At 43.8% G+C, this 21,341-nt stretch carries 26 protein-coding genes; 5 read left to right on the top strand and 21 right to left on the bottom strand.

Going from position 1 to position 21,341, the window contains the following annotated elements:
• The first annotated feature begins 99 nt into the window (after positions 1–99).
• The 3 genes from MSG33_RS08930 to MSG33_RS08920 all read left to right on the top strand — a co-directional run bounded on the left by MSG33_RS08930 (position 100) and on the right by MSG33_RS08920 (position 2,160).
• Entirely contained in the window at positions 100–552 is a 453-nt protein-coding gene (locus MSG33_RS08930) for a MarR family transcriptional regulator (protein ID WP_248380709.1), read from the top strand.
• Positions 553–615: 63 nt separating this feature from the next.
• Complete coding sequence (locus MSG33_RS08925) at positions 616–1,359, top strand: SDR family oxidoreductase (protein ID WP_248380707.1); 744 nt, start codon at positions 616–618, stop codon at positions 1,357–1,359.
• 597 nt (positions 1,360–1,956) lie between these two features.
• Positions 1,957–2,160 carry a hypothetical protein gene (locus MSG33_RS08920; RefSeq protein WP_005395134.1) on the top strand — a complete coding sequence of 68 codons (204 nt, stop codon included), beginning with the start codon at positions 1,957–1,959 and terminating at the stop codon, positions 2,158–2,160.
• A gap of 75 nt (positions 2,161–2,235) precedes the next feature.
• Here the strand turns inward: MSG33_RS08920 and MSG33_RS08915 are convergent, their stop codons facing one another.
• The 20 genes from MSG33_RS08915 to MSG33_RS08820 form a co-directional block, all read right to left on the bottom strand.
• Entirely contained in the window at positions 2,236–3,714 is a 1,479-nt protein-coding gene (locus MSG33_RS08915) for a hypothetical protein (protein ID WP_048626456.1), read from the bottom strand.
• Between the two features lie 9 nt (positions 3,715–3,723).
• Positions 3,724–4,182 (bottom strand): CesT family type III secretion system chaperone, encoded by a 459-nt coding sequence (locus MSG33_RS08910; RefSeq protein ID WP_248380705.1) that lies wholly within the window; start codon positions 4,180–4,182, stop codon positions 3,724–3,726.
• Positions 4,183–4,412: 230 nt separating this feature from the next.
• Positions 4,413–5,387: a type III secretion system effector VopR gene (gene vopR, locus MSG33_RS08905; RefSeq protein WP_248380703.1), complete on the bottom strand. Its 975-nt coding sequence runs from the start codon at positions 5,385–5,387 to the stop codon at positions 4,413–4,415.
• A gap of 10 nt (positions 5,388–5,397) precedes the next feature.
• Positions 5,398–5,844 (bottom strand): type III secretion system chaperone, encoded by a 447-nt coding sequence (locus tag MSG33_RS08900; protein ID WP_248380701.1) that lies wholly within the window; start codon positions 5,842–5,844, stop codon positions 5,398–5,400.
• A gap of 264 nt (positions 5,845–6,108) precedes the next feature.
• Positions 6,109–7,272 carry a VopS family T3SS effector adenosine monophosphate-protein transferase gene (locus MSG33_RS08895; RefSeq protein ID WP_248380699.1) on the bottom strand — a complete coding sequence of 388 codons (1,164 nt, stop codon included), beginning with the start codon at positions 7,270–7,272 and terminating at the stop codon, positions 6,109–6,111.
• 3 nt (positions 7,273–7,275) lie between these two features.
• Positions 7,276–7,761, bottom strand: coding sequence for a CesT family type III secretion system chaperone (locus tag MSG33_RS08890; protein WP_226421728.1), 486 nt, complete (start codon positions 7,759–7,761; stop codon positions 7,276–7,278).
• 131 nt (positions 7,762–7,892) lie between these two features.
• Positions 7,893–8,531: an HrpE/YscL family type III secretion apparatus protein gene (locus tag MSG33_RS08885; RefSeq protein ID WP_248380697.1), complete on the bottom strand. Its 639-nt coding sequence runs from the start codon at positions 8,529–8,531 to the stop codon at positions 7,893–7,895.
• Positions 8,510–9,175 carry a SctK family type III secretion system sorting platform protein VscK gene (gene vscK / locus MSG33_RS08880; RefSeq protein ID WP_124008916.1) on the bottom strand — a complete coding sequence of 222 codons (666 nt, stop codon included), beginning with the start codon at positions 9,173–9,175 and terminating at the stop codon, positions 8,510–8,512. Before vscK ends, MSG33_RS08885 begins: the two co-directional genes overlap by 22 nt.
• Positions 9,168–9,914: a type III secretion inner membrane ring lipoprotein SctJ gene (sctJ, locus tag MSG33_RS08875; RefSeq protein ID WP_086015689.1), complete on the bottom strand. Its 747-nt coding sequence runs from the start codon at positions 9,912–9,914 to the stop codon at positions 9,168–9,170. Before sctJ ends, vscK begins: the two co-directional genes overlap by 8 nt.
• A complete protein-coding gene (gene vscI, locus MSG33_RS08870; RefSeq protein WP_005377202.1) occupies positions 9,914–10,258 on the bottom strand; it encodes a SctI family type III secretion system inner rod subunit VscI in 345 nt (114 codons plus the stop codon). The genes sctJ and vscI overlap by 1 nt, the downstream gene beginning before the upstream one ends.
• An 8-nt stretch (positions 10,259–10,266) precedes the next feature.
• Positions 10,267–10,902: a YopR family T3SS polymerization control protein gene (locus MSG33_RS08865; RefSeq protein ID WP_248380695.1), complete on the bottom strand. Its 636-nt coding sequence runs from the start codon at positions 10,900–10,902 to the stop codon at positions 10,267–10,269.
• Positions 10,899–11,258 carry a YscG family type III secretion system chaperone gene (locus MSG33_RS08860; RefSeq protein WP_145473958.1) on the bottom strand — a complete coding sequence of 120 codons (360 nt, stop codon included), beginning with the start codon at positions 11,256–11,258 and terminating at the stop codon, positions 10,899–10,901. The genes MSG33_RS08865 and MSG33_RS08860 overlap by 4 nt, the downstream gene beginning before the upstream one ends.
• A 3-nt stretch (positions 11,259–11,261) precedes the next feature.
• Complete coding sequence (gene sctF / locus MSG33_RS08855; RefSeq protein WP_005377199.1) at positions 11,262–11,510, bottom strand: type III secretion system needle filament subunit SctF; 249 nt, start codon at positions 11,508–11,510, stop codon at positions 11,262–11,264.
• Positions 11,511–11,528: 18 nt separating this feature from the next.
• Complete coding sequence (locus MSG33_RS08850; RefSeq protein ID WP_012841766.1) at positions 11,529–11,732, bottom strand: EscE/YscE/SsaE family type III secretion system needle protein co-chaperone; 204 nt, start codon at positions 11,730–11,732, stop codon at positions 11,529–11,531.
• The gene (sctD, locus tag MSG33_RS08845; protein WP_012841765.1) at positions 11,719–13,020 is read right to left on the bottom strand and encodes a type III secretion system inner membrane ring subunit SctD; all 1,302 of its coding nucleotides are present in this window, start codon (positions 13,018–13,020) and stop codon (positions 11,719–11,721) included. Before sctD ends, MSG33_RS08850 begins: the two co-directional genes overlap by 14 nt.
• 5 nt (positions 13,021–13,025) lie before the next feature.
• Entirely contained in the window at positions 13,026–14,909 is a 1,884-nt protein-coding gene (sctC, locus tag MSG33_RS08840) for a type III secretion system outer membrane ring subunit SctC (protein ID WP_139060541.1), read from the bottom strand.
• Positions 14,897–15,325 (bottom strand): YscB family type III secretion system chaperone, encoded by a 429-nt coding sequence (locus MSG33_RS08835; RefSeq protein WP_074191269.1) that lies wholly within the window; start codon positions 15,323–15,325, stop codon positions 14,897–14,899. Before MSG33_RS08835 ends, sctC begins: the two co-directional genes overlap by 13 nt.
• 12 nt (positions 15,326–15,337) lie before the next feature.
• A complete protein-coding gene (locus MSG33_RS08830) occupies positions 15,338–16,318 on the bottom strand; it encodes a T3SS regulon anti-activator ExsD domain-containing protein (protein WP_006741518.1) in 981 nt (326 codons plus the stop codon).
• A 148-nt stretch (positions 16,319–16,466) separates the two neighbouring features.
• Positions 16,467–17,327: an AraC family transcriptional regulator gene (locus tag MSG33_RS08825; protein ID WP_248380693.1), complete on the bottom strand. Its 861-nt coding sequence runs from the start codon at positions 17,325–17,327 to the stop codon at positions 16,467–16,469.
• Positions 17,328–17,942: 615 nt separating this feature from the next.
• Positions 17,943–18,350: a YscW family type III secretion system pilotin gene (locus MSG33_RS08820; protein ID WP_237311615.1), complete on the bottom strand. Its 408-nt coding sequence runs from the start codon at positions 18,348–18,350 to the stop codon at positions 17,943–17,945.
• A 387-nt stretch (positions 18,351–18,737) separates the two neighbouring features.
• Between MSG33_RS08820 and exsC the strand changes: the two genes are divergently transcribed.
• Entirely contained in the window at positions 18,738–19,184 is a 447-nt protein-coding gene (exsC, locus tag MSG33_RS08815) for a type III secretion system chaperone (RefSeq protein ID WP_248380685.1), read from the top strand.
• Positions 19,185–19,192: 8 nt separating this feature from the next.
• Positions 19,193–19,498, top strand: coding sequence for a T3SS regulon translocated regulator ExsE2 (exsE2, locus tag MSG33_RS08810; protein WP_005397379.1), 306 nt, complete (start codon positions 19,193–19,195; stop codon positions 19,496–19,498).
• A 134-nt stretch (positions 19,499–19,632) separates the two neighbouring features.
• Here the strand turns inward: exsE2 and MSG33_RS08805 are convergent, their stop codons facing one another.
• Complete coding sequence (locus MSG33_RS08805; RefSeq protein WP_248380683.1) at positions 19,633–21,153, bottom strand: aldehyde dehydrogenase family protein; 1,521 nt, start codon at positions 21,151–21,153, stop codon at positions 19,633–19,635.
• Positions 21,154–21,341: the final 188 nt, after the last annotated feature.

The following is a 21,341-nucleotide window of genomic DNA, read 5'->3' as shown; positions in this document are numbered from 1 at the left end:
CACAAGCTAGTAGCATTTTCTTCAAACGAATTTGACATCGCCCAATATAGTTGTGTATACAACCATATTGTTCGTTCATGTTATTTGGTAAAATTTTCCATGTCCCAATACAACCATCATCAGTCTCTCGGTCACCTTACGGGGCTTGCTAGTCGTCTGTTTAACCGATTACTCACTACCCGTTTCAAAGATGCTGGTATTAATATGACAGCAGAACAATGGGGTGTCGTGTTGCTGTTACGAAACAACGGTGCCCTTTCTCAAAGTCAGATTTGTGAACTGTTGTACTTAGAAAAATCGAGCGTCAGTCGATCAATTGATGGGCTTGAAAAGCGCGGTTGGACAGAGAGGAAACCTTCGCCAACGGATAGTCGAAGTAAGTTAGTCGTGCTAACAGAAAAATCTTTAGACACCGTTGATACATGTGCAAATATCGCTTCGCTAGTACTGCAAGAAGCCCAACAGAACCTTGCTGATGCCGACCTAGACAACAGCAAACAGCAACTTTCTAACGTGGTAGCGAACTTACGCAAGCTTAACGGACAAATTTAACTTATCAGCGTACGTTGCGACAGAAGCTGGTTTAACAGTCAGGCTCAACCTTGGAGAAATACGATGACAAAACGCAATGCTTTAATTACAGGTGGCGCTCGTGGAATTGGTGCAGCAACAGCAAAAGCACTCGCTGCAGATGGTTACCGAGTTTTTATCAACTACGTAAATAGTACTGCGGTCGCGGAAGCGTTAGCTCAAGAAATTCAAAACGCCGGTGGTGAGGCGTACACTTTAAAAGCTGACGTTCGAGATGACGCACAAATACAAGGAATGTTCGACAGCATCGTAAATGAACATGGTGGCGTTGATGTTCTTGTCTCAAACGCAAACATGAGCTTTACCGCTAAACCTTTCACTGAGCAGTCGTGGGAAGAGTTTTCACAAAAGCTAAATGACGAAATGCACGCTGCATATCAAACGGCAAAATTGGCGGTAGAAAATATGAAAGCCAACCAGTTTGGTCGCTTAATTTTTATCTCTAGCACCTTATCAGAAGCTCCTGCACCAAGCTTTATTGCTCATGGTAGTGCAAAAGGTGCACTTGATAGCTTTAGTAAATACCTCGCTCAAGAACTTGGTCCTTTCGGGATTACGTCTAATGTCGTTGCTCCGGGCCTTGTAGAAACAGACGCAACAAAAGGTGCTCCTGAAGAGTTTAAAGAAACCATTCGAATGTTCACACCAACGCAGAAAATTGCCACACCTGAAGACGTAGCAAACACCGTGAGCTACTTGGCAAGTGAAAAAAGCGGACATATCACGGGCACATACAATCCAGTATGTGGCGGCGCCTACCTACCATAGTGCCATTTGTGCCTCGCACACATACAAAGGCATGTACGCATGCCTTTGTATCTTTAGGTATTGCTTTGCAACGCGCAAGCTTCCTTCATGGACGGTTTTGTCTGAAGAAAAATAGAAAGTCCTATCTATTTCTTATAATCGGTGTATAGTGAGCTCAGCTCCTAACCGTGAGCTATTGATGAAATATTTAGTTCGAGTCTCTTCTTAGTTTTCTTTCGAGTCATTTCGTTACTCAACTCCTGTAGCAACTTATTCTTTATCTTCCATTAAATAGCCTCAGTTTTGATTTAAATACGAACGAGAGTTAGCTCTCTTAGCATGGTTATCACAACGCGCTGTCTTTACATCGATAGGTTTATAAGGAATTTAACCTTATAAAAACAATCAGTAAGCGTCAAAATAAGACATAACGCTGCATAGCCACTTCGTGTATACATCATCACTATTTAGGAATAGTCATTAGCGGTGGAATATATTAATCAGCGCGATGACAATGGAATATTTAGACTTAATTTAAACCATTTTGACTTCGTTATTCCTATAAAAGTAGAGGTTAATTAGATTGACCTTTAATAAACACGCTCTAGAGGAATAAAAATGAGAAAAAAACGAGATAGCTTTCAAAAAAAGAATAAAAAAAGCAATTATGAAGATAAATTTGAGTTGATGGTAAAAGAATACCACAGCGCAAAAGAAGTATTAGACGCAATGCCAGAAGGTTCGGCTGACTACGACAAGCAGAAAAAGCACTGTGAATCTCTATTTGCTAATGCCGAGCGCTTTTTTAAGCGAAATCAGTAGGCCAATTTAACGCCTAGATAAACATCCGGAAAAACACCATATACGGTAAGGGAGCATCTGCTCCCTTACTTTCAATTAAACCCAACCTTCCGCTAAGTACATCAGTCGCAATTGACTTGGTGAGCCCAGTTTATCTAATGCATCCAACTGAGCGTCACTCAGGTTTGGGCATTTATCAAGGTATACTCGTCCATTTTCGGCATCAAGTGGCAGTTTGTAAGTCAGCTTTTCATTGATTTGACTCGCCTCACCTTTATCGATCGCTCGAACTGCAGGCATGAGCCAATCCCAATCTTCGCCCAACAGCTTTTTAAACGCACTATGAGCAGTTGCCTCAGTTTTACTTGGCGCATCTTCTGGACTTAGCTTCAAGATAGAATCAACGTCAGGGACTAAGTGTTCACCTGGCTCTGATCCCAACATCTTTTTCAACGTTAAGCGAGCCGCTTCCATCTCTTGTGCTTCTTTAGGCGCTTGAGGTGATGTCATCGCCGTGTTCTCTTTAGGTCCAAGGTACGCCATCAATGCGCGTACAGAAGCTGGATCTTGCATGCTGAAGGTAAAGTCTCCTTTGGCATTAGAAACTTCAAGCCTTGGTAAAACACCAGACATCTCACCTTGCATGAGTTGCTCTTTGACTTCCGTATTTAACCCGTATGCTCCAGCTTGGTTCGCAACAAAACCACCACCACTGATGATGCCAGTCGTGGCAGCCGAACCAATGGCTTCTTTTGCTATCGGCGTAACACCCGCTGTCGCTACGGAGCTCACACCAAAAGTACCCAAGCTCCCTGTCGCCATGCCCAATGTTGCCCCAACTGCACCTTCAGCTGATAACATTGCATGACCTTGAGCCAATGTTTGTTGCATCGGCATAGAGAGACGTTGGTCTCGCCCTGGAAGCTGCGAAATTTGCTCCAGCTGATGGTGGTAAGCTTCAGCATCGCCATTGACTGCCGCTTTGTGCAGCTCGCGTCCTGTTGAAATTAATAGCCCTACGCCAGGCAAAGCTAGGTTGATGACAGCATTAACGCCAGAACCTTTCAGTTTTTCTTTGCCCATCTGTAACAGTTCGGCACCAAAACCATCCATTTTCCCCGGGTACTGAGCCTCTAAACTCACCTGCATACGCGGATCTTTGCTGATCGCATCAAACGTATTTTTAAGCTGCTGGTACGTATCGCTGCTCACCTTGACTTCATCCAACAAGCTGACAACTTCTAAGATTTTGCGCTCAGTAAGCGGCTCACCGCGATAACCAGAAGGACTCACTAGGGAGTAAGCCAACAGCGCAACCTCAGGTTTTTCTTGCTTAAGTAGCGCCTGCTTTAAATCAAGGTGAGTTTTGATGTTTTCTTGGAAAAACTTAGTGTATTTGCTTCTCAACACGCCTTCGTGGATAGAAGCAAACTTGTGACCTTTATGGAACGTTGAAGGTTCTTTTACCTCACCTCTTTTACTGATCACTCGGTCATCTTTTTGCGCAGCGACTGCACGAAACTGTTCTAGATCAGGTACTGGGCTTTGGCTGATTTTTTGCGTTGTATTGACCATTTTTCTCTCCTACACACGAAGTGATTGAACATGAGCTTGTTCATGATTAGGGGGGGTTGGAATCGCTTGATCCAACATTGCAAAACGCGCTTGCCACAATTCAGCCTGTTCAATAACCTCATGAAACCAAGCAGTAAGATTCGTCGTGTTTAGGTGCTCAACAGGTTTACGTCCCGCTAAGACAAGCTGTCGACCATTTGGGGCTAAAGCAAGTGCCAGGCTGCCACTACCGATGCCCTGATAATTAGCATGAGCAAGAAGCTCTAAACCTTTTAGTCTTTGTTCGCCCGACTTTTCTAATCCTCCGAACGTCACGGACAACATTAAGTCATCCGTATCTGTCGCGATGAAATACAGCATGTAGCGGTCGTCGACCAGTAGCTGACAACGTTCATTGTCTTCAAAATTCAGTTCGGGTAACTCATTGAGTTGGCAAAACTCCAAGAGCAGTTGTTGAATCGTGTTCATAACTTTTTCCTTTTGTTTCAATAACTCTATTGAACAACGATTGCAGATTGAACGATGTCGGTAATGGCTTTATTTTTGTCACTTTCTCGTCTTCATTGTGAGGTTTTCCGCAGAAATCTCGCTGTGAAAATGAGTTGCCAGAGTAATAAAAAAGAGCAGCTCAGGGCTGCTCTTTCAATAAAGGTTAGAAGGTTAGTATTATGTGTTTGCTCACTTCTTTTGCAGAGCGACTAACCCAGTTTATGGCTATCAAAAATGACTTCTGTTGGCGGGAACATATTCGAAACAGGTGGTCGTTGCGCATCTCCAAACATTGGTGCACCGAATGCGGATGTTGCCCAAGGATCAACAATTTTCACATCCTTACTCCATGTTGATGGATCTTTGATATCACTCCCCTCTTGTCGACCAACCAGTACATAAAGGTGTGTACCTGAATGACCCTTTTTAAACGCAACCACTTCTACTTTAGGCTCACCTTCAGGTGTGCCTGACATACCTTGAATCATCTCAGCAGCGGCAGCAAAGGCAAATGTAGTACAGCAGCCGGCTTTCGCGTTTTGTACTGCCTTGGCAATGTTCTGTAGAGTGCTTAATTGCGGTGCGGTCCCTCTTTGTGCTGCAGCTTGAACTCCGTTTGCAGACATAGTCGCTCGTTGATCTTGCATGATTCGCGCTTGATTCGCGTGAAGCGCTTCTAATCTAGGCTTTCCTTTGGTTTCATAAAACTGCGAACCTTTTACACCAAATGTATTTAAGTCTGTACAGGCAAAATCACCAAGCTTTTGAAGGTTAGCTTTATGTTCGTTGATCAGCGCGACACTCGATGAAGCTTTATTGGTTTTGGAAGAAGAGGCCGTTTGCGCGGCTGGCCAATGTGAGCTCGGACCAGACGACAATCTCTCAAGATTTTTCAGACTACCAAGCGTTAACTTGTTTTCACCGTTCAACACATTTTGCAGCATCAGCTTAGCAACATCTTTAGGAATGCCCTGCTTCGTGAGCAGATTCACCACAATGTCTTTCGCTTTATTCTGGTGGCTAATACGCGCGCTGACGCTTTTGTTTTTGGGCGCCCCTTCTTTAACAAAAATATCTTTGCCATTATGCGCTCGAACCTCTTTATCGTCAGATTGATTTTGTGTCGCCAAATGGGACGTTAACTGACTCAACGAATGCATGTGTGATGTATTAATATTGACCATGTTTGATGCCTTAAACCTGAATAAATGCGTGTACGTCTGTTTGGCTAAAATCTACGACCGTATTGTTCTGAAATAACTGAGCCCAAGTATCCACTAGCTCATTCAGTTGACTCATCAAGTTAGCAATGTTGGTGAGTTCACTCTCGGCCGCGATGGCAACCTGAAGAACCACATCTTTAGTGGTTGGATTAACGCAAAACTGCACACCGCCGGTTTCTCGATATAAGAAATTGTATTCAAGTAAAACTTGAAGTTTGTCTAACGTAATATCCTCTTGTTCTATATGCAGATTTTTAGAAATCAACAACTCGCCTTTTTCTTCCACGAGCAGAACATCGACACTGTTATTTTCAGCAAAATGCAGTGACCACATTTGATCGTCATACGCTGTCACGCGCTCAAGGTTCAGCACTTCTCCCAGTTCAGAGAGAAGCATATTAATCTTTCCTGTATCCATGTTGTGTCCTGTCTAATTTAATATACCTAAGTAGCCTCGAAATATCTGATGCAGCGAGACGACTTGGGTATAACGGCTTATTTAAATAAGCTCATAAGGATAAGAGCGATTTTATGGCGTGATAGACACAGGAGCTTTATTTAAACGTCTCAATTTTATTGCTATTAGCCGTTTTAGCGAGGTAGAAAAATGAAGAATAAGTTGGATAAAGAAATAAGAAAAGAGCGGCAATCGCCGCTCTAAAATTGGAATAGAAGAGAAAAATTACTTGATGCCGTGAAGGCTGTTCTCTGCGTTCATAGCCAAAGGATTGAATGAGTCGTTACGAAGTTCTGCTATCGCGTATAGCATGCGTCCCATGCGACCGTTTCCATCAGTAAACCCGTGATACCCAATGACTCCTGCAAACAAGTGTTTACCCAGCTCTTTATCCGCCACTGGGTTTTCTTTCAAAAATCCTTCAATGTGCTGCTTTAGCATCCCCTCACCGCCAATACTTGAAGGCAAAGTACCACCCGAAATATTTGGCCCTCGGTAGTCACGTTCAACATCAGGTACCAATCGAGCGTGTAGCTCTTTTAAGTTGTCTATATTCAATAAGTCTTTACCATTAGACGCGTATTCTTTAAGTAAAGACGTAATGTTTTCGGCATCGTTTCCTTTAGAGTTAGAAGCATTAATGATCCACGCCGCAGCTCGTTCGACATTATCGGTGATGCCACTTTTGTTAAACGCGTCCTCTGCCAGTCCTTCAGCGTATACACCTTGGCTTAGATCGGTGCTTGCTAGACCTTCGATATGGCGTTGCGCCGATTTAAGATGCATCACCTCCATATCAAACACCGCTTGCATTTGATTGATGCTACCTGCTGGATTTTTTTGCGCTGCAGACACACCACCGCCATAGTCTTTTACTACACGTCCAGCAAGCGACTTCGCTGCACTTTCGCCAATCAGTGATGTGAGGTTTTTACCAGAATCGGTTTCTAGCATTGATTCTGTCATTGCTCGCTCCGCTAACTGGTTTAGCTCAGCAGAGTGCGATTGGACCGTTTTGCTATCCAATTTTGCGAATGCATTTAATACATCTGATGCGGTTTTTATGTTTCCATCTTTGAAGAACATTTGTCCATGCTCAACAGAAGAAGCAGCTCGTAAACGCTGAGCTTGGCCTTGCTCATTATCAAATACGGCTTTTGTAAGGGCTTTCGCAACCGATTGTGGGCTGCCTTCGCGAAACAGTTTTCCTGTCGCTTCAAAAAATCGTGCTACCGCACCATTAGTAGGATTGGCACGAGTAAATTCTTGGGTCGCTGCGTTGATTTGGTATTCTTTGCCACCAATACTCAGCTTGCCTTCGTTTAGTATCTCGTTGCGAGCTTGCGGCATGGCAGCCTGCAATGCGCTAACACTTCCAAAACTGATCATGTTTTAAACCCTTAATGTGGAAAAATGAGTAGTACTCGTTACCGGGACTTCGGTTGTTTTATTGGTTACTTTTTGCGTGTTCGCACTTTTTAGCCATTCGATGAAATTCGCTAATGATTCATCAAGAAAAGAAGCAGTTAACAGTTGCTGGTGCAGGTGTATGAAACCGATGTATCCCGTTTCTGCCTCCCAGAATACCGCTGGAGAGCCTTGCGTTAAGGCATCTTTCATATGTTGATGCAAAGCATCATCACTCGGCTTATCGCCTGAAATCAGCCCAATAAGTGTCAGGCGATCTTCTTGTGCGCGAATTGTGATTGCTGTGTTTTGGTCAATGAGTAGATGACAACAATCATCCTCATCAAAAACCAGCGACTCCAGTTGGCAGCGGCTGGCAAAATCTGTCAGTAAAGAAGTTATAAATCCATTAGCCATTCGACTAAATAATCCTATTTTTGTTGTTTTAGAGGCGCTGCTTGGTTGCAACACTTATCAACTAAGCAGCTTTCTTAGGTGTATTCTTAAGGATTTATGGCAGTGAATATTTTAGAAATGGTCGGATTTTTTTTGTTTAAAGGCATTAAAATGAAAAAACTCAGCAAGTGCTGAGTTTTTAAGATTTATTCATGAATCGTAATTTTACGCTCACTGAGCTGCTTCACCATCGCTTGCTTTAATGCATGCAACTGTCCATCAATACTGGCGTCGATGATCCCAACTTCTGTTTCCAAAATGCAGCCTCCATTTTTCAAGCGCGCATCTGCTACCACGTCAACGTAACCGACTTCAGGGAAATCACTTAATACACCAGCCACCTTTTCCCTCACATCAACAACCTGCTCTGGATGGACATGTAAAATGACCTGCTTTTGATTGCTCACCAATTGCAACGCTTCTCGCACGACGCTCACCGTGGTATCGACATCATCAAAGGTATCGATGATCTTACGTACCGCTTCCAACACCACGCCTGTCATTTTTTCTTCGACTTGCTGATAGTAATCATTACAACGCGCTAGGGTTTCAACCATCGTTTGCGCATTTTCAATCTTGGCTTGTGCAAGGCCATCTTGATAACCACGTTGTTTTTCGGTTTCGTAGGCTTGTTGGGCATTAGCAATGATGCTTTCAGCTTTGGAGTTCGCGGCTTCAACTAAGTGTTGCGAATCAAGATAACTGGCATAATCTTTCGCTTTCAGCACCTTTAAGCCAGGTGCCAGCTGCAAGTTGTCTGTTTTTATTTCAACAAATGAAACCATTGGGGAATAACCTGTTTTGCGATTTTTTTTGTGAGTCGATACGCCAAATCTCGCTGATCTTTTGCCAACCAGCTAGCCATTTCCGTACTCTCGCTGAGCTGCTGTTCTAGTTTGAATTGCCAACGCAGGACAATATCTTCTGGCGAGTTAACTAAAACAAACCTTATCCAGGAGTACCCAAGCGCTTGCATTTTTGCTTCAACAGACCGCTCATCCAATGATTCTGGCAACGGATGTTGCCAACCTTGCGGCCAACTGGATAACAACATCGGCCCGTTTTGAATCAAGAACCGAGTGCCTTCCAATCCAAAGACGTTGTTCAGAACCTGTTTCGGATGTTTTAAAACAACGCCTCGCATTGCCACACAATGTAAAGCTCCGCCCACCATCAATACGAGTTGGTTCAACGCATCCGCTGGGAGCAACGCCAAGCTATGGCAAGGTTTGTTAAAAGCCGTCTCTGGAACCGGAGATAACGCCCACTCATTTATGCACCATTGGTTAAACATGGGGTTATCTCTCCAACCTTCAATATTTAATAACCAAGGCTGTTTCTGTTCTATCCAACTTTTATGGATGTATTGGCAAGGCGCGTAGTTAAATTGATGTTGTACCTGCGCGAGTGGTGTTTCTGGTTTAACCACGCTTTGTGTTCCTGCGGCACCAAGTAAAAGTAGCGATATTTGAACCGATAAGCGCAGCTACCAAGAACACCAGGATGGCGACAAAATTATTCGCCGTCTCTTTGGTGACCTGAACCGACAAAATGCTTTTAAATTGATTGTTTTGAGTAGCAACTCGTACCTCTGATGAGGGTACCATCACTACGCTGATTCGATCGTAATTCAACCCCTCAATACTGTTGTTCACCAATAATTTGATCTGCGGAACATACGAATCAAGCGCAATATCCGCCGCGTGTTTAATAAACACAGAGGCAGATGCAGGCGTTGGACGCTCTCCTGGACGTAGATCTTGATCTTCCAAAACAACATGAACACGTGCCACCAGCACGCCATCAATCTGAGATAAGGTTGAAGAAAGTTCTTGAGATTTCGCGTACACCAAACGTGCTCGTTCTGCTAATGGCGACGAGATCAAATCGTCTTTGGGAAACACCTCTTTCAATGTAGAAAACTGCTCTCTTGGATACCCTTTTCGCTTCAGCGCGTCTACAGCGAAGGCGATTTGAGAACTGTCTACCATTAACTTGACGGTGTTGTCTTTGTCAGGTTCTTTTGTTGCAACGACACCTTCGGATAATAAGATCGACAACATCTCATTCCCCTCTTTCTGAGTTACGTTGGTGTACAGTTCGGTCTGACAACCCACCAGAAACAACGTGAGCATGATGAAAACCGCTCTCATTTTATTCATCATCACTATTGTGCCTTCAATAAGGTTTCTACGTTTTGTGTGGTTTTACCCACGGTTTTCGCGATCAGCTCTTCTTGAAAAGTAATGCGCGTCAGTGCCCACTGCATTTGCAGTAATTGCGCCGGATCATCACCCACCATCTTCATGTTGTCTTGCAGGTTACTTTTCGCGTTATCGATAGTATTTTTTAACTCGCTGATGTTTTCGAGCAAACCGCCCTCCAGGCCATTATTTGCCTCGGGAACCGACATAGCTTGTTCGAAACGTTCACTTAAACCGTCCTCGACTTGTGCATCCTGCAACTTATCAATGTTGGTTTGCATCACCTCGGTGTACTGCGTGTTTATCATATGTACTCCTAAGACAAATCTAACTTGTGACTATGAGTCACGATGTTTTTTACCATCGCATTTTTTTGGATCATGAAGCTAAGCTCATCACGGACCATGTCCAGTGTTGATGCCATATCAGGTAACGACTTCAACTCAGCCCAGCAGTGCCACAAGGCTTGTTCTTTCTGGGCACCAAGTGGAAAATGCTGCGCCAACATTTCTTTAAGTGTTGCTTTATCGACAGGTGGCTCGGCAATAAGCTGGCCCGAAAAATCCCCTAGCAACTCCTGCTTCAACACCTTTAATAAATCGGCTTGCGGGTGTTCGGTGCCCTTTGCACTCTTCGCCTCATAAAAGGCGTACCACATTGCCTCTCGTTTAACTTGAGGATCGGAGAACACTTCATTCAACGACGATAAGACGCTTTGTTTACTGACAACATCTGCCTCTTTTAGTGATTCATACCACGCTTTGATGTCCGCCAGTTTCGCTTCTGTTTTCTCTAACGTCTCTTTTGGAGAGGCGTGTGAGGCTTCCGCTTGCTTGGCATTACGCTCCATGAGCATATTCATCTTATCTTCATCGCTCCGCTCATAATGGCGCGACTTCGATTGGCGCAGAGGTTGAGGCTGAAGAGTTAGATTACTTGAATCAACGATCATCCAAGGTTCCTAATGTCCTGAGAAAAGCTTGATGCAAATGCTTGGCTTTCTTCGCTTCCCTGTGATGCGAGTTCTACCCAACTTTCCGCTTTGCTCAATAAACCAGCTTTGGCGGAAGCAAGGGCCGCTAAACTGATCAGATCTGGATAGGCGTTGCAAAGTGGTTCGAGCAATTGATGAGCCTCTTCGTACAAGCCTTTATTCATGAGGCTCATTGCACGAATCATCACCACAGTCTCTTCAGAACCGGAGCTTGCTTCAAGGCCGTCCGCAATCGTGTTAGCTTCTTGATGACGATGCATACCGGTTGCCATCAGCGCGATTTCAGCCAGCAGTTGGCGCGTTTCTCGTTCCATGCTTTACACCTTCTGGAGAATCGACTGCATCACATCTTTAATCGCACGAGTGGTGGTCGCATTGATATTGTAAACAACAGACCATTTGTTGATCGCGTGCTGAAGCTCGGCAAGCTTTGATGGATCATCGGCATTGGTTTCTAGGTTCTTGATGGCTGCCGTCACTTCTGTGTTGGCATCTTTCGCTTGTTGTTCTAACTTAGCTTTAACATCATCAAGGTTTACACTGTTACTAGCATCGTAAAATGACATAAGACTTCCTCGTATTTTTTAGTTAGCTTCGTATGATTCAACGACCGCATGGGCGGCTGTGTAAGCTTCATACTGTTTGAGTAGCAATTGGTACTGCTGTGGTGAGCACCCTAAATCCAACTGACGTTTCACCACCGCTTGTGCTTCTAAGAGCTTGCTCTTAATCTTGTGCACTTCCGCACCGTTTTTGTCGTTATTTAAAATTTGTTCAAGATTTGTCATTGTTCGTCTCGCCCTCGTATCCGAGTTCTATTGTTATCACCCGCCCGCCTTTGACCAGCTCAATGCCAGCAGGCGTAACACTGGATATGCGGTAGCCTTGAGGCGTTCTTGCACCAACCATGTAACGAACGTTATCAGTCAGAATCACATATGGAACCTGACCAAAGTTAACGCTACGAAACGGGAAATCGATGTTGGTGCCTTTACTCACCTTAGGTATGGATTTCAAAACTAAATATGGTTTTTCACCATATTGTTCTCGGAAGTCTCGAGTCACACCGTAAAATCGAGTCGTTTCGATATCATCAAGTTCCCCGCGTACTTCGATGCGATCACCGCTGGTAACCAACTGGACTTTTTTCAGTAGCTCCGCATCCGTCAATAAGGCTTTTAGCGTATCCATGTAGGCACCCGCTCTTTGCAGTTCGACCTTCCACGCTACGAGGCCCGGTACGTCTCGCTCTAAAATTTGCTCAACTTGGTTCCAGCGGCTTGCATCATCGATATAACCCGTCAGTAACAGTGTGCCCGTCTCATCCCCATTTTCGACTTTCACCTGGTGATAGCCGAGGTTTCGCAAAATAAATCTAACCCCGCGACGGATTTCTTCCATCGTTCTTAAGTCACTTTTGTAATTGATACCTAATACATCAATTCGACCAAGCAGATCGAGTTTCTGAGTTCGATCTTCAACATAGCCTTCCAAAACCGCTTGGCGTGCGGCGGCATTCCATTCCACACGAACGTCGCTAAGTTTGAGCTCGCCTAAGATGTTGCGCACCAAAACAATGGGTTCTGCTTCTGTGACAGTCTCATTATTGTTTCCGTTAGCTTGGCTGTACCACATACCAGCAAAAATGACACTCGGGACAAAACTACAAAGCAAGGCGATGAGCGTTGTTTTTTTCCAGCTAGAGCGTTGTACAGCAACAACAGGTGTATCCTGTTCGCTAGATTCGTCGCTGACGTTACTCACGATTAACGCATCTTCTGCGTACCCCAGTGCGAACTTCACAACGCCTACAGAGACAACGGCATGGCGTGACAACTCGATCCCATCATCTTCAACAGAGATGTTTTCACCGTTAATATTTGCCTCTTTGCAACCTCGTAAAATGACCGAGTCTTGCTGGCAAACCAACGTGAAATGGTTAGCTTCGACCCCAGCATCAGACAGCACGAGATCTGCGATAAAGTCGTCACTGCCAAGCACAAGAGCGCCCTCAGGTAAGGTGACTTCAACTCCGGAATGCACGCCTGATAAAATACGAATTTTCCATTGCTGCATCGCGGTTAAGGCTCCTCTGATGGACGCACACACTCACTTTGTGAGTCATCGCATTCCAATACTTTTACACGCCAACCCTTTTGCCCTGTCGGCAATTGGCACTGCGTCAATTGAGACGACTGTTGCTGTGACAATAAGTCTTGCTGATAGCGCTCTGCTTGAGTCTTTGATGTGCAGCTATACACTTCGACGACCGATTTAAATTCAGCACTGTTATTGGAAATGTTGTTGAGCTTGCCAATGCTTGGTCGCAGATCGTACTCATTACCAATCAACACACTATCGCCAATACCATCCACAACGATTCGCGGTTCTAGAATAAACATGCGCACCGTGCGGCGTTTAGTGTTGGTATTACTTCTAAACAACGCACCTAAATATGGGATGTCTCCCAACAGTGGTACTTTACGTAACTGATGACTCACTTCATCTCGATAAACACCACCGATGAGCAAGCTCTGTCCTTGCTTCACCGTCGCCAAGGTACTGATTTCAGTTTTACGAACGGAAGGAAGGTCGTCGACACCACCATCGGTAATCTTTGCCCCGTCTTCGAGATGAAGGCTCAGGTTGATTTCTGGTCGGGCTGCAAACCTGTCACCAACGATACGCGGGACAATTCTCAGTAACGTGCCATACGTGACCTCTTCCAGTGCTGCGGTCTCTTTACCAACCAGCTTGACGTAAAACGTGCTGCTGTTGTTCAGTACCGCTTCGACATTTTCTTGGGTTAACAGTGTTGGTCTTGAAACCACTTGAGCACTGCCTTGAGATTCCAATAATCGGATTTGAGCCAACAGGTAATTCAGATTGGTTGAATCAAGCAAAGACTTAAAATTTTGTCCGCTGCCGAGAGTCACATCACCCGAACTCACATCCCCTGTTGTTTTGATATCAACAATTCGATTATTTCCGACAGACACTCCCGCTCGCCAATCCACGCCTAACTGACTTAAATCGTTGGCACTGATGTCGACAATCGATAATGCAACTTCAATTCTTGATTGCGGTTGGTCCAATTGAGCGACCAGTTTGCGATAGAGCGGTAATCGCGCTTGAGTATCACGAACAATAATCGCATTAAGGCCCGGCTCTGCTTCAACCGTTGCTCCGCCATGAACTGAGGCGGTTTTATTGCTTTTTACAGGCTTATCTGAACTGGTAACTTCTTTGTTCGACGCACTCGCCACTTGAGTTTGAACACCAGACACGACTCGCTTTAAAACCGACGCGATACCCGGAACCGTAATGGTCTGATCTCGATATGCAATTTCTCTATCCGTTGCAGAAGCGTACTTCAAAGGAATTATTTCAACGAATAACTCGTCGGTTGAATTCGATTTCTGCAGCAGGCGCGTTTCTAATGCTTCGGCCGTTTGTACAACTAAGTCGACATAACGTGGAGGACCTGCAAGATAAACCAACCCTTTACTTTCAGCGGCTCTCCACCCATAGCGCGAATCCCACACTCCAGTGGAAATTAACGTGCTTCGTAGCTCTCTGGCGGTCAATAATTCTAATTGGAGTAAACGTGAGCGCGTTTCTGTCGCCTTATAGACATGTAAGACGGCACCATCGAAATACCACATCAAGTTATAGACTTGCGATAAGTAGTCGAGGAACTCAGCCGGATCATCAGGAGTAAAACGTCCACTCACTCGATCATTAACTTTGTCACTCACCGAAACCGAAACGCGATAGTTTGCGCCAAAGTTATTCAACAACTCTTTTAATGAGTCGTTATCTGCATAGTATCGGAATGGTTGTTCGGGCCAGTGTAAGTCTGTTGCTTGTGCGAATCCCAACGGAGCAAAGCTCACAGCACACAACAGTATCTTTGTGGCAGCACGTCTGATGTTCGGAAAGACTTTTCGCATCATGGCAACCACACATTATGATTAATCGTGTGGTTCACGCGCTCTTGCTCCAATAATGCCATATAACGCTCACATAGATTAACGTGCTTGGAAAGCAAAGAAGAGAACAGCTCAATCGAACAGTCCTCGATCCTCACTTTGCTTTGTAAAATCAGCTGCTGATCATCATTCGCTGTTAGTACGCAGCCATCTTCACGGATTGTTTTTAATGAGAGCTGCATGCAACGTTGCAACGCTTGTTCTTGTTGATAATCTAGATGCTCTTTAAACTGGAAAGGTAAAGCCGCTTCCCATAAAAACCATGATGCGTGTTGTTTGATGGTCAGTGACAACTGATCAACCTCGATGTTGTAAGAGCCATTTTCTGAGGCAATAAAATCCCCTACCTTTAGCGTTTCCGCTAAAGATTTCATCATCTTATCTAACATTTAACGCCCTATTTAAATCTGGCTGAGGTGATTGCAAGCCTGGCCGCACTGGCCGCTTTGAGTGTCAAAATAGTAGTGATCGATGTCGCCAACAATTTGCATGCTCTTGAACCACTGCCATACTTTCGCAACCGCATTTTGGTCGTTGTAAACCACATCACATGCATCCCAGACTTCGTTCAGCTCAGGAGCTTCAAGTCGAACTTCCGAACACCACTTTTTCCACTCAGAGATAAACTGAGCAGTCGTAGAAGTGTACTCTGCGAACCCTTTAAGCTCGTCTAGGGACGGTTGCCACTTCTCAATTAACGAACGATGACATTCAATCACTTGCATCTGTTGTTCGCTCAACGTCCCGAGTTGATCTTTCAACTGGTGTTGTTGGCGCTCAATTAAATCGAGTTGCTGTTGCACAAACACCGCACTGGTGTCCTCTCCCGATAGTTTCGACCAATATTCCTTTTGAATATCGAGCTGATTGATAAGCTGTTCCACTTTGATGGAGGCATGCAAAGCGCTTTGATCAACTTGACGGTTAATCCACTCGTTTAGCGATAAATGAAAACAAAGCATCAACGTTTTTGGTACCGCTAAATTGAAGCGAAAACCAAGACGCGCGTTGATGTATTCCAGTCTTTGTTCAAAGGTCACGAGTGTGCGGCTATCACTGAGCTGCGACCCAATTTCCAAAAATAAACGCATGGCGAATCGGTCAAGCGACGCACCGAGCTTTTGATACGTTTTCACCAACTGGCTTGCGCACAGGCTATCGACGACGCTTCTATCCAACAAGCGCTGAAGTAAAGATAACTGTTCATAATTAATGACGCCTTCACTCAACAATTGTCGGTGATTGACGTGCACAACATTGAAATCCTGCGTTGATCTAGAAGCACTTTCATATCGAGCTCCTCTCTGCAAAACAGTCACTTTCCGTTGTGTCACAATGCTGTCTGGAAAAAGCGAACGGCGTCGCCAATGCTGCTTTTTCATTTATGTTCGTCTCCGCACCCCTCTCGAACGATCCAGAAAGAAAGAGGTGTAATAATTTTTAATCGTTCGTTGTTACATGACGCATAATAGAATTTACGCTGATGAGTGACTTTCAAAATTAGTCAGAAAATTTTAGTCCCAAGTCATTTCATTTCGCGATAGCTACTTGATCGTCTCCCGAACGTACACGGCTTGGCGTCGTTCCAAAACGACGGCGGTAACTCTGCGTAAAGTAAGACTGACTAGAAAACCCAGCCTCCATCGCCACATCCACGATGCTCATCTTGCTCGTCAACAGGAGTTTATGAGCGTGCAACAATCGGCGCTCACTGATCCAAGCTCTTGGAGAAATGCCATAGTGCTCATTAAATAGCTCTTTAAAAGTCGTTAAGCTAGCACCAAACTCTTGCGCATAGTCCGTCAACTTCCACTCTTTGAGATAGTGTTGTTCCATAAATCGACGTAACCGTTCCGATGTTCGGTTAGTTTGTTGTGACAGCAACGCATAGAGTGATTCTCCCCCTTTGCCGTGCAGCAAAAGAATGAGTAACTCTTCATATTTTAGGCACATGATCGCATCTGGATACGCCTGTTGCTCAAGCGTCTGCATGCTGGAAAGCACTTGCTCTACGAGTATGTTCAAACCAAAAGTAAACAAGCCAGAACAAACTTTATCTACCTTGGGCAGCATCATCAAAAGATCACTGTGCTTTTGTAATAGCTGGCTAACGAGTTCGTTGTCGTAGGTTATAATCGACGCTTTGTATACCCCGTCTAAGGGCGAATACTCGAATAAGTAATCCCCTTGGGATAGAAACACCCCGTTTTCTGCCGCGACATCGATTGTGCAATCACCTGTTTGAACTCGAAGCTGACCATTGTGAACGACAACAATGTGAGATTGGTCTGAGTGAAATACTTCGTCAGATTTTTCATAGCGGGAAAAACTACGAATTTTTCGCGAGCTCGAGCCGACCCTTTCTGTGTTTAGTTGGCCTGACACATCCATTTTCTACCCTTCATTATTTTGAGTTTCTCAGTACGAGTGTTGAGAAACTTTCAAAGCAATACTTTGATTGTTGTTATTTCTAAGTACTGCTATATCAATTAAAGAAGCAAAGAAAAGAGCATAGAAGTTCATATCACTTACCATACCCCCCGAATAATTAGCGAATATCCTAAGCATTACCCTTACCTAAAGGTAAAAGTTTATCTTAGTAAACTCTGCTGTCCGTCTTTATTATTTTTATCAGATAGCGTTTATTATTAGCCAAAACTTAAATATCATTTCGTTATTAAAGTTTAGGATTTTTGTTATACATTAGAATAAAATTAAATAGATTATGGTATCGTTTATCGAACAAACTGAAATTTCCAAAATCTTAAAATTGTATGTTTTATAGCCTAAAACGCCAAGCCAACGTGTTCAAGGAGCGAGATATAATCATAAAGAATGCTATTTTTGCAACAAGTATAAGTCTAAAAAACAACTGACCCGATGACTTAAACCATGTGATTAATGTTTGTAAAAAACAACAAAACTTTCACAACAGGAAAGAGCAAATCTTTATTTTTAATAATTTAGTAAGGTCTAATTAAATGTAACCGATTACTTTTCATCTGGTTATTTTTTTGGCACGAGTATCAAATTTTCCTGCTTTCCCTCCACTGAAAATAAATAGTTCTTTTCTTTTTCCGCTACAAGTTCCCCATTCGAGTATAGCTTTCCAATTATCTTCATGTTTCCGTCACCAGCTTGAATCGGTGCAATTAAAAATGAATACTGTACGGGTAATTGAACGCCTTGGTAGTGCTGCGAAGCAGACCTAAGGCACTGATTTTCAATCACTTTGCATATCTCCACATCAAGAGACGTAATCGAAGGTGGAAAGTATCCATCGACAGAAACCCAACCATAGAGTGCCGCCTGACTCTTTGTGTCAAAGCTACCTTCCCTTACAATCGGCACAGACTGACTACACCCACTTAGTAGGAATAGTCCGACAAAACCAGCCCACATAGAATTGTTCATTATGACACCATAAACTTATTTTATAGACTTAGTTCATTTTAATTTCACACAATTCTTTATGTAAAAATATAAAAGATCAACTTATATTTATACTACAAGCGGACAATAAATCGCATTCTTCAACAACACAGATTTAACATTAGATTTAATTTAACTCATAGTGACTGCGCCCTAATACACTTTCAATTAGGTGGGTATATTAGAGAACAAAGATATTTAAATATCTAAGAACAACCACAATATGCATCAGAGCACATTTGTTATCGCTGTTCTATTTAGCTCACCGAAATTAAAAACCAAAATATAATAACAACCGACCAATATTGATAAACACGAAGAGATACATCTAATATTTTCCTTGATAAAATTTCAAAAGGGACTATTCCTATGTCAGCACGCCAAAGTATCGATGAGATTTTGCTAAAGTTTGCTCATCAAATAGGCTTGCCTGCACTGCATCTAACGGAAAATGAAGTAAGCTTAGCGTTTGATGATAATCTAAGAGTGCATATCATCTTTCATCCTGAATCGACAACCCTCCAGCTCGAAGCTGAGATTGTTGGTCTTCAAATCGTTAATTCCGATCTCTATCGTTCTTTCCTAGCCTTTAATTATCACTGGCCTGAGCATCAATTATTCTTTAGTTTAGATAATCATCGACATGTACTCTGTTTAAACCGACTCATTAACATTAAGCGACTGGATTATGAGTATTTTGAAACAGCTTTGGCGGAATTGTTGACGCAAAGTGAGTCGTGGGAGTCGTTATTGTCTGCTCATGTCGCCACTGCTGAGGTAGCTCCGATGCCACAAACTTTAGACTTAAGAGTTTAGGTGTCTCTATGTCCAACGACATCCAATCTAAATACACTAACTTACCGGTTCATGAAGTAAAGCAAGCACAGCAAAGTGATGCTCTGCCACAAGGAACGTTTCATGGCCGCAAAGTGACCCTACTCTCTTCATCAGAAAGCAGTTTGGCTCGAATGAGCTCTAAAAGAGAACTTAGCGAATGTTTAAACCAGTTTGCGAGTCTTGAGTCTTGTAATCGCGTCTTGGATTTTGATCAGCAGTTTAGTCTTGAAAAGCAAAACACCGCGGTCGAAAAACTACTTGAACGAAAAGTGACAGTAATTCAACGTTCCTGATCACGCAATATAAATGGGTTCAAAATATAAATTTCACGTATATACACCCTCCCACCCGCAAGCCCATGCAATAAAAAACCCCGAAGGCTCGGGGTTTTGGTTAGTACTGCTTTTTCTTTGTTAACTACTTCAATTTAGAAGAAGCCTAGTGGATCAACACTGTAGCTAATCAATAGGTTTTTCGTATTTTGGTAGTGATCCAACATCATCTTATGTGTTTCGCGGCCGATACCCGACTTTTTGTAACCACCGAACGCTGCGTGTGCAGGGTAAGCGTGGTAACAGTTAATCCAGATTCGACCAGCTTCGATATTACGGCCCATACGATATGCGACGTTCGCATCACGCGTCCAAACGCCTGCGCCTAAGCCATATTCGGTGTCGTTCGCGATTTCTAATGCTTCCGCTTCATCTTTAAACTTAGTGATAGCAATCACTGGGCCAAAGATCTCTTCTTGGAAAATACGCATCTTATTGTGGCCTTCCAACATTGTCGGTTGAATGTAGTAACCTTGATTGATTGACTCTGGCTGTTCAGATACGCCACCACCAAAGACCACTCTTGCACCTTCTTCACGGCCGATTTCCAGGTAACTTAAAATCTTATCAAACTGTTCTTGAGAAGCTTGGGCGCCTACTTGAGTATCGGTATCGAGCGGGTTACCTTGCTTGATTAACTGCGCACGTTCCGTCAATTTCTCTACAAACTTATCGTAAATCGCTTCATGAACTAATACGCGAGATGGACAGGTACAAACTTCGCCTTGGTTGAAGAAACCAAGTAGCGTACCTTCGATACACTTGTCGAGGTACTCATCTTCGTAATCGAAAATATCTGAGAAGTAGATATTTGGAGATTTACCACCCAACTCAACAGTCGAAGGGATCAAGTTGTCTGCTGCACATTTTAGAATATGATTGCCAACTTGTGTTGAGCCCGTAAATGCGAGTTTCGCAATTCGGTTGCTGGTTGCTAACGCTTGACCTGCTTCTGAACCAAAACCATTAACAACGTTAATGACGCCCGGAGGCAGTAGATCACCGATCTTTTCCATAAGAACCAGAATCGACGTTGGCGTTTGTTCTGCTGGCTTCAATACCACACAACAACCTGCCGCAAGTGCCGGTGCCAGCTTCCAAGCCGCCATCAACATTGGGAAGTTCCATGGAATAATTTGACCAACAACGCCAATCGGCTCCGGGAAGTGGTAGCTTGCGGTGTGCTCATCCAGCTCCGCCGCACTGCCTTCTTGTGCGCGAATACAGCCAGCAAAGTAACGGAAATGATCTACCACTAAAGGTAAATCTGCCGCCAAGGTTTCGCGAACTGGTTTGCCGTTTTCCCAAGTTTCGGCAACTGCCAACTCTTCTAAATGCTGCTCAATACGAGCAGCGATTTTCAGCAAGATGTTAGAGCGTTCAGTCACACTGGTTTTCGCCCATTTTGCTTTGATGTTGTGTGCCGCATCCAATGCTAAGTTGATATCCGCCTCGCCAGAACGAGCAACTTTACAATACGCTTGTCCGTTGATTGGTGAGATATTATCAAAGTACTCACCGCCCGTTGGTTTTACCCATTCCCCACCGATAAAGTTATCGTAATGCGATTTGAAATTAACGATGGCATTTTCACTACCTGGCTGTGCATAGATCATAACTCTTCCTTTTGTTTCTCGTTCAATGTGTTATTGCAGTGTCGTATCGCACTGTTCACAAAGAGCATTACGCAAGTCACACGCCAACTACACCACACTTGTTGTTAATTAAATGTAAAACTATGATTACCAAGCGATAACAAACCAAGTGAGCGATGTTTGAGCGGATGTATGGTGTGAACACCAAT

Origin of the sequence: Vibrio sp. 1CM7H, assembly GCF_023161645.1 — a bacterium.
GTDB classification, from domain to species: Bacteria; Pseudomonadota; Gammaproteobacteria; order Enterobacterales; family Vibrionaceae; genus Vibrio; species Vibrio diabolicus.
The sequence above is the reverse complement of the archived record's forward strand: the minus strand, read 5'-3'. Positions and strand labels throughout refer to the sequence as shown.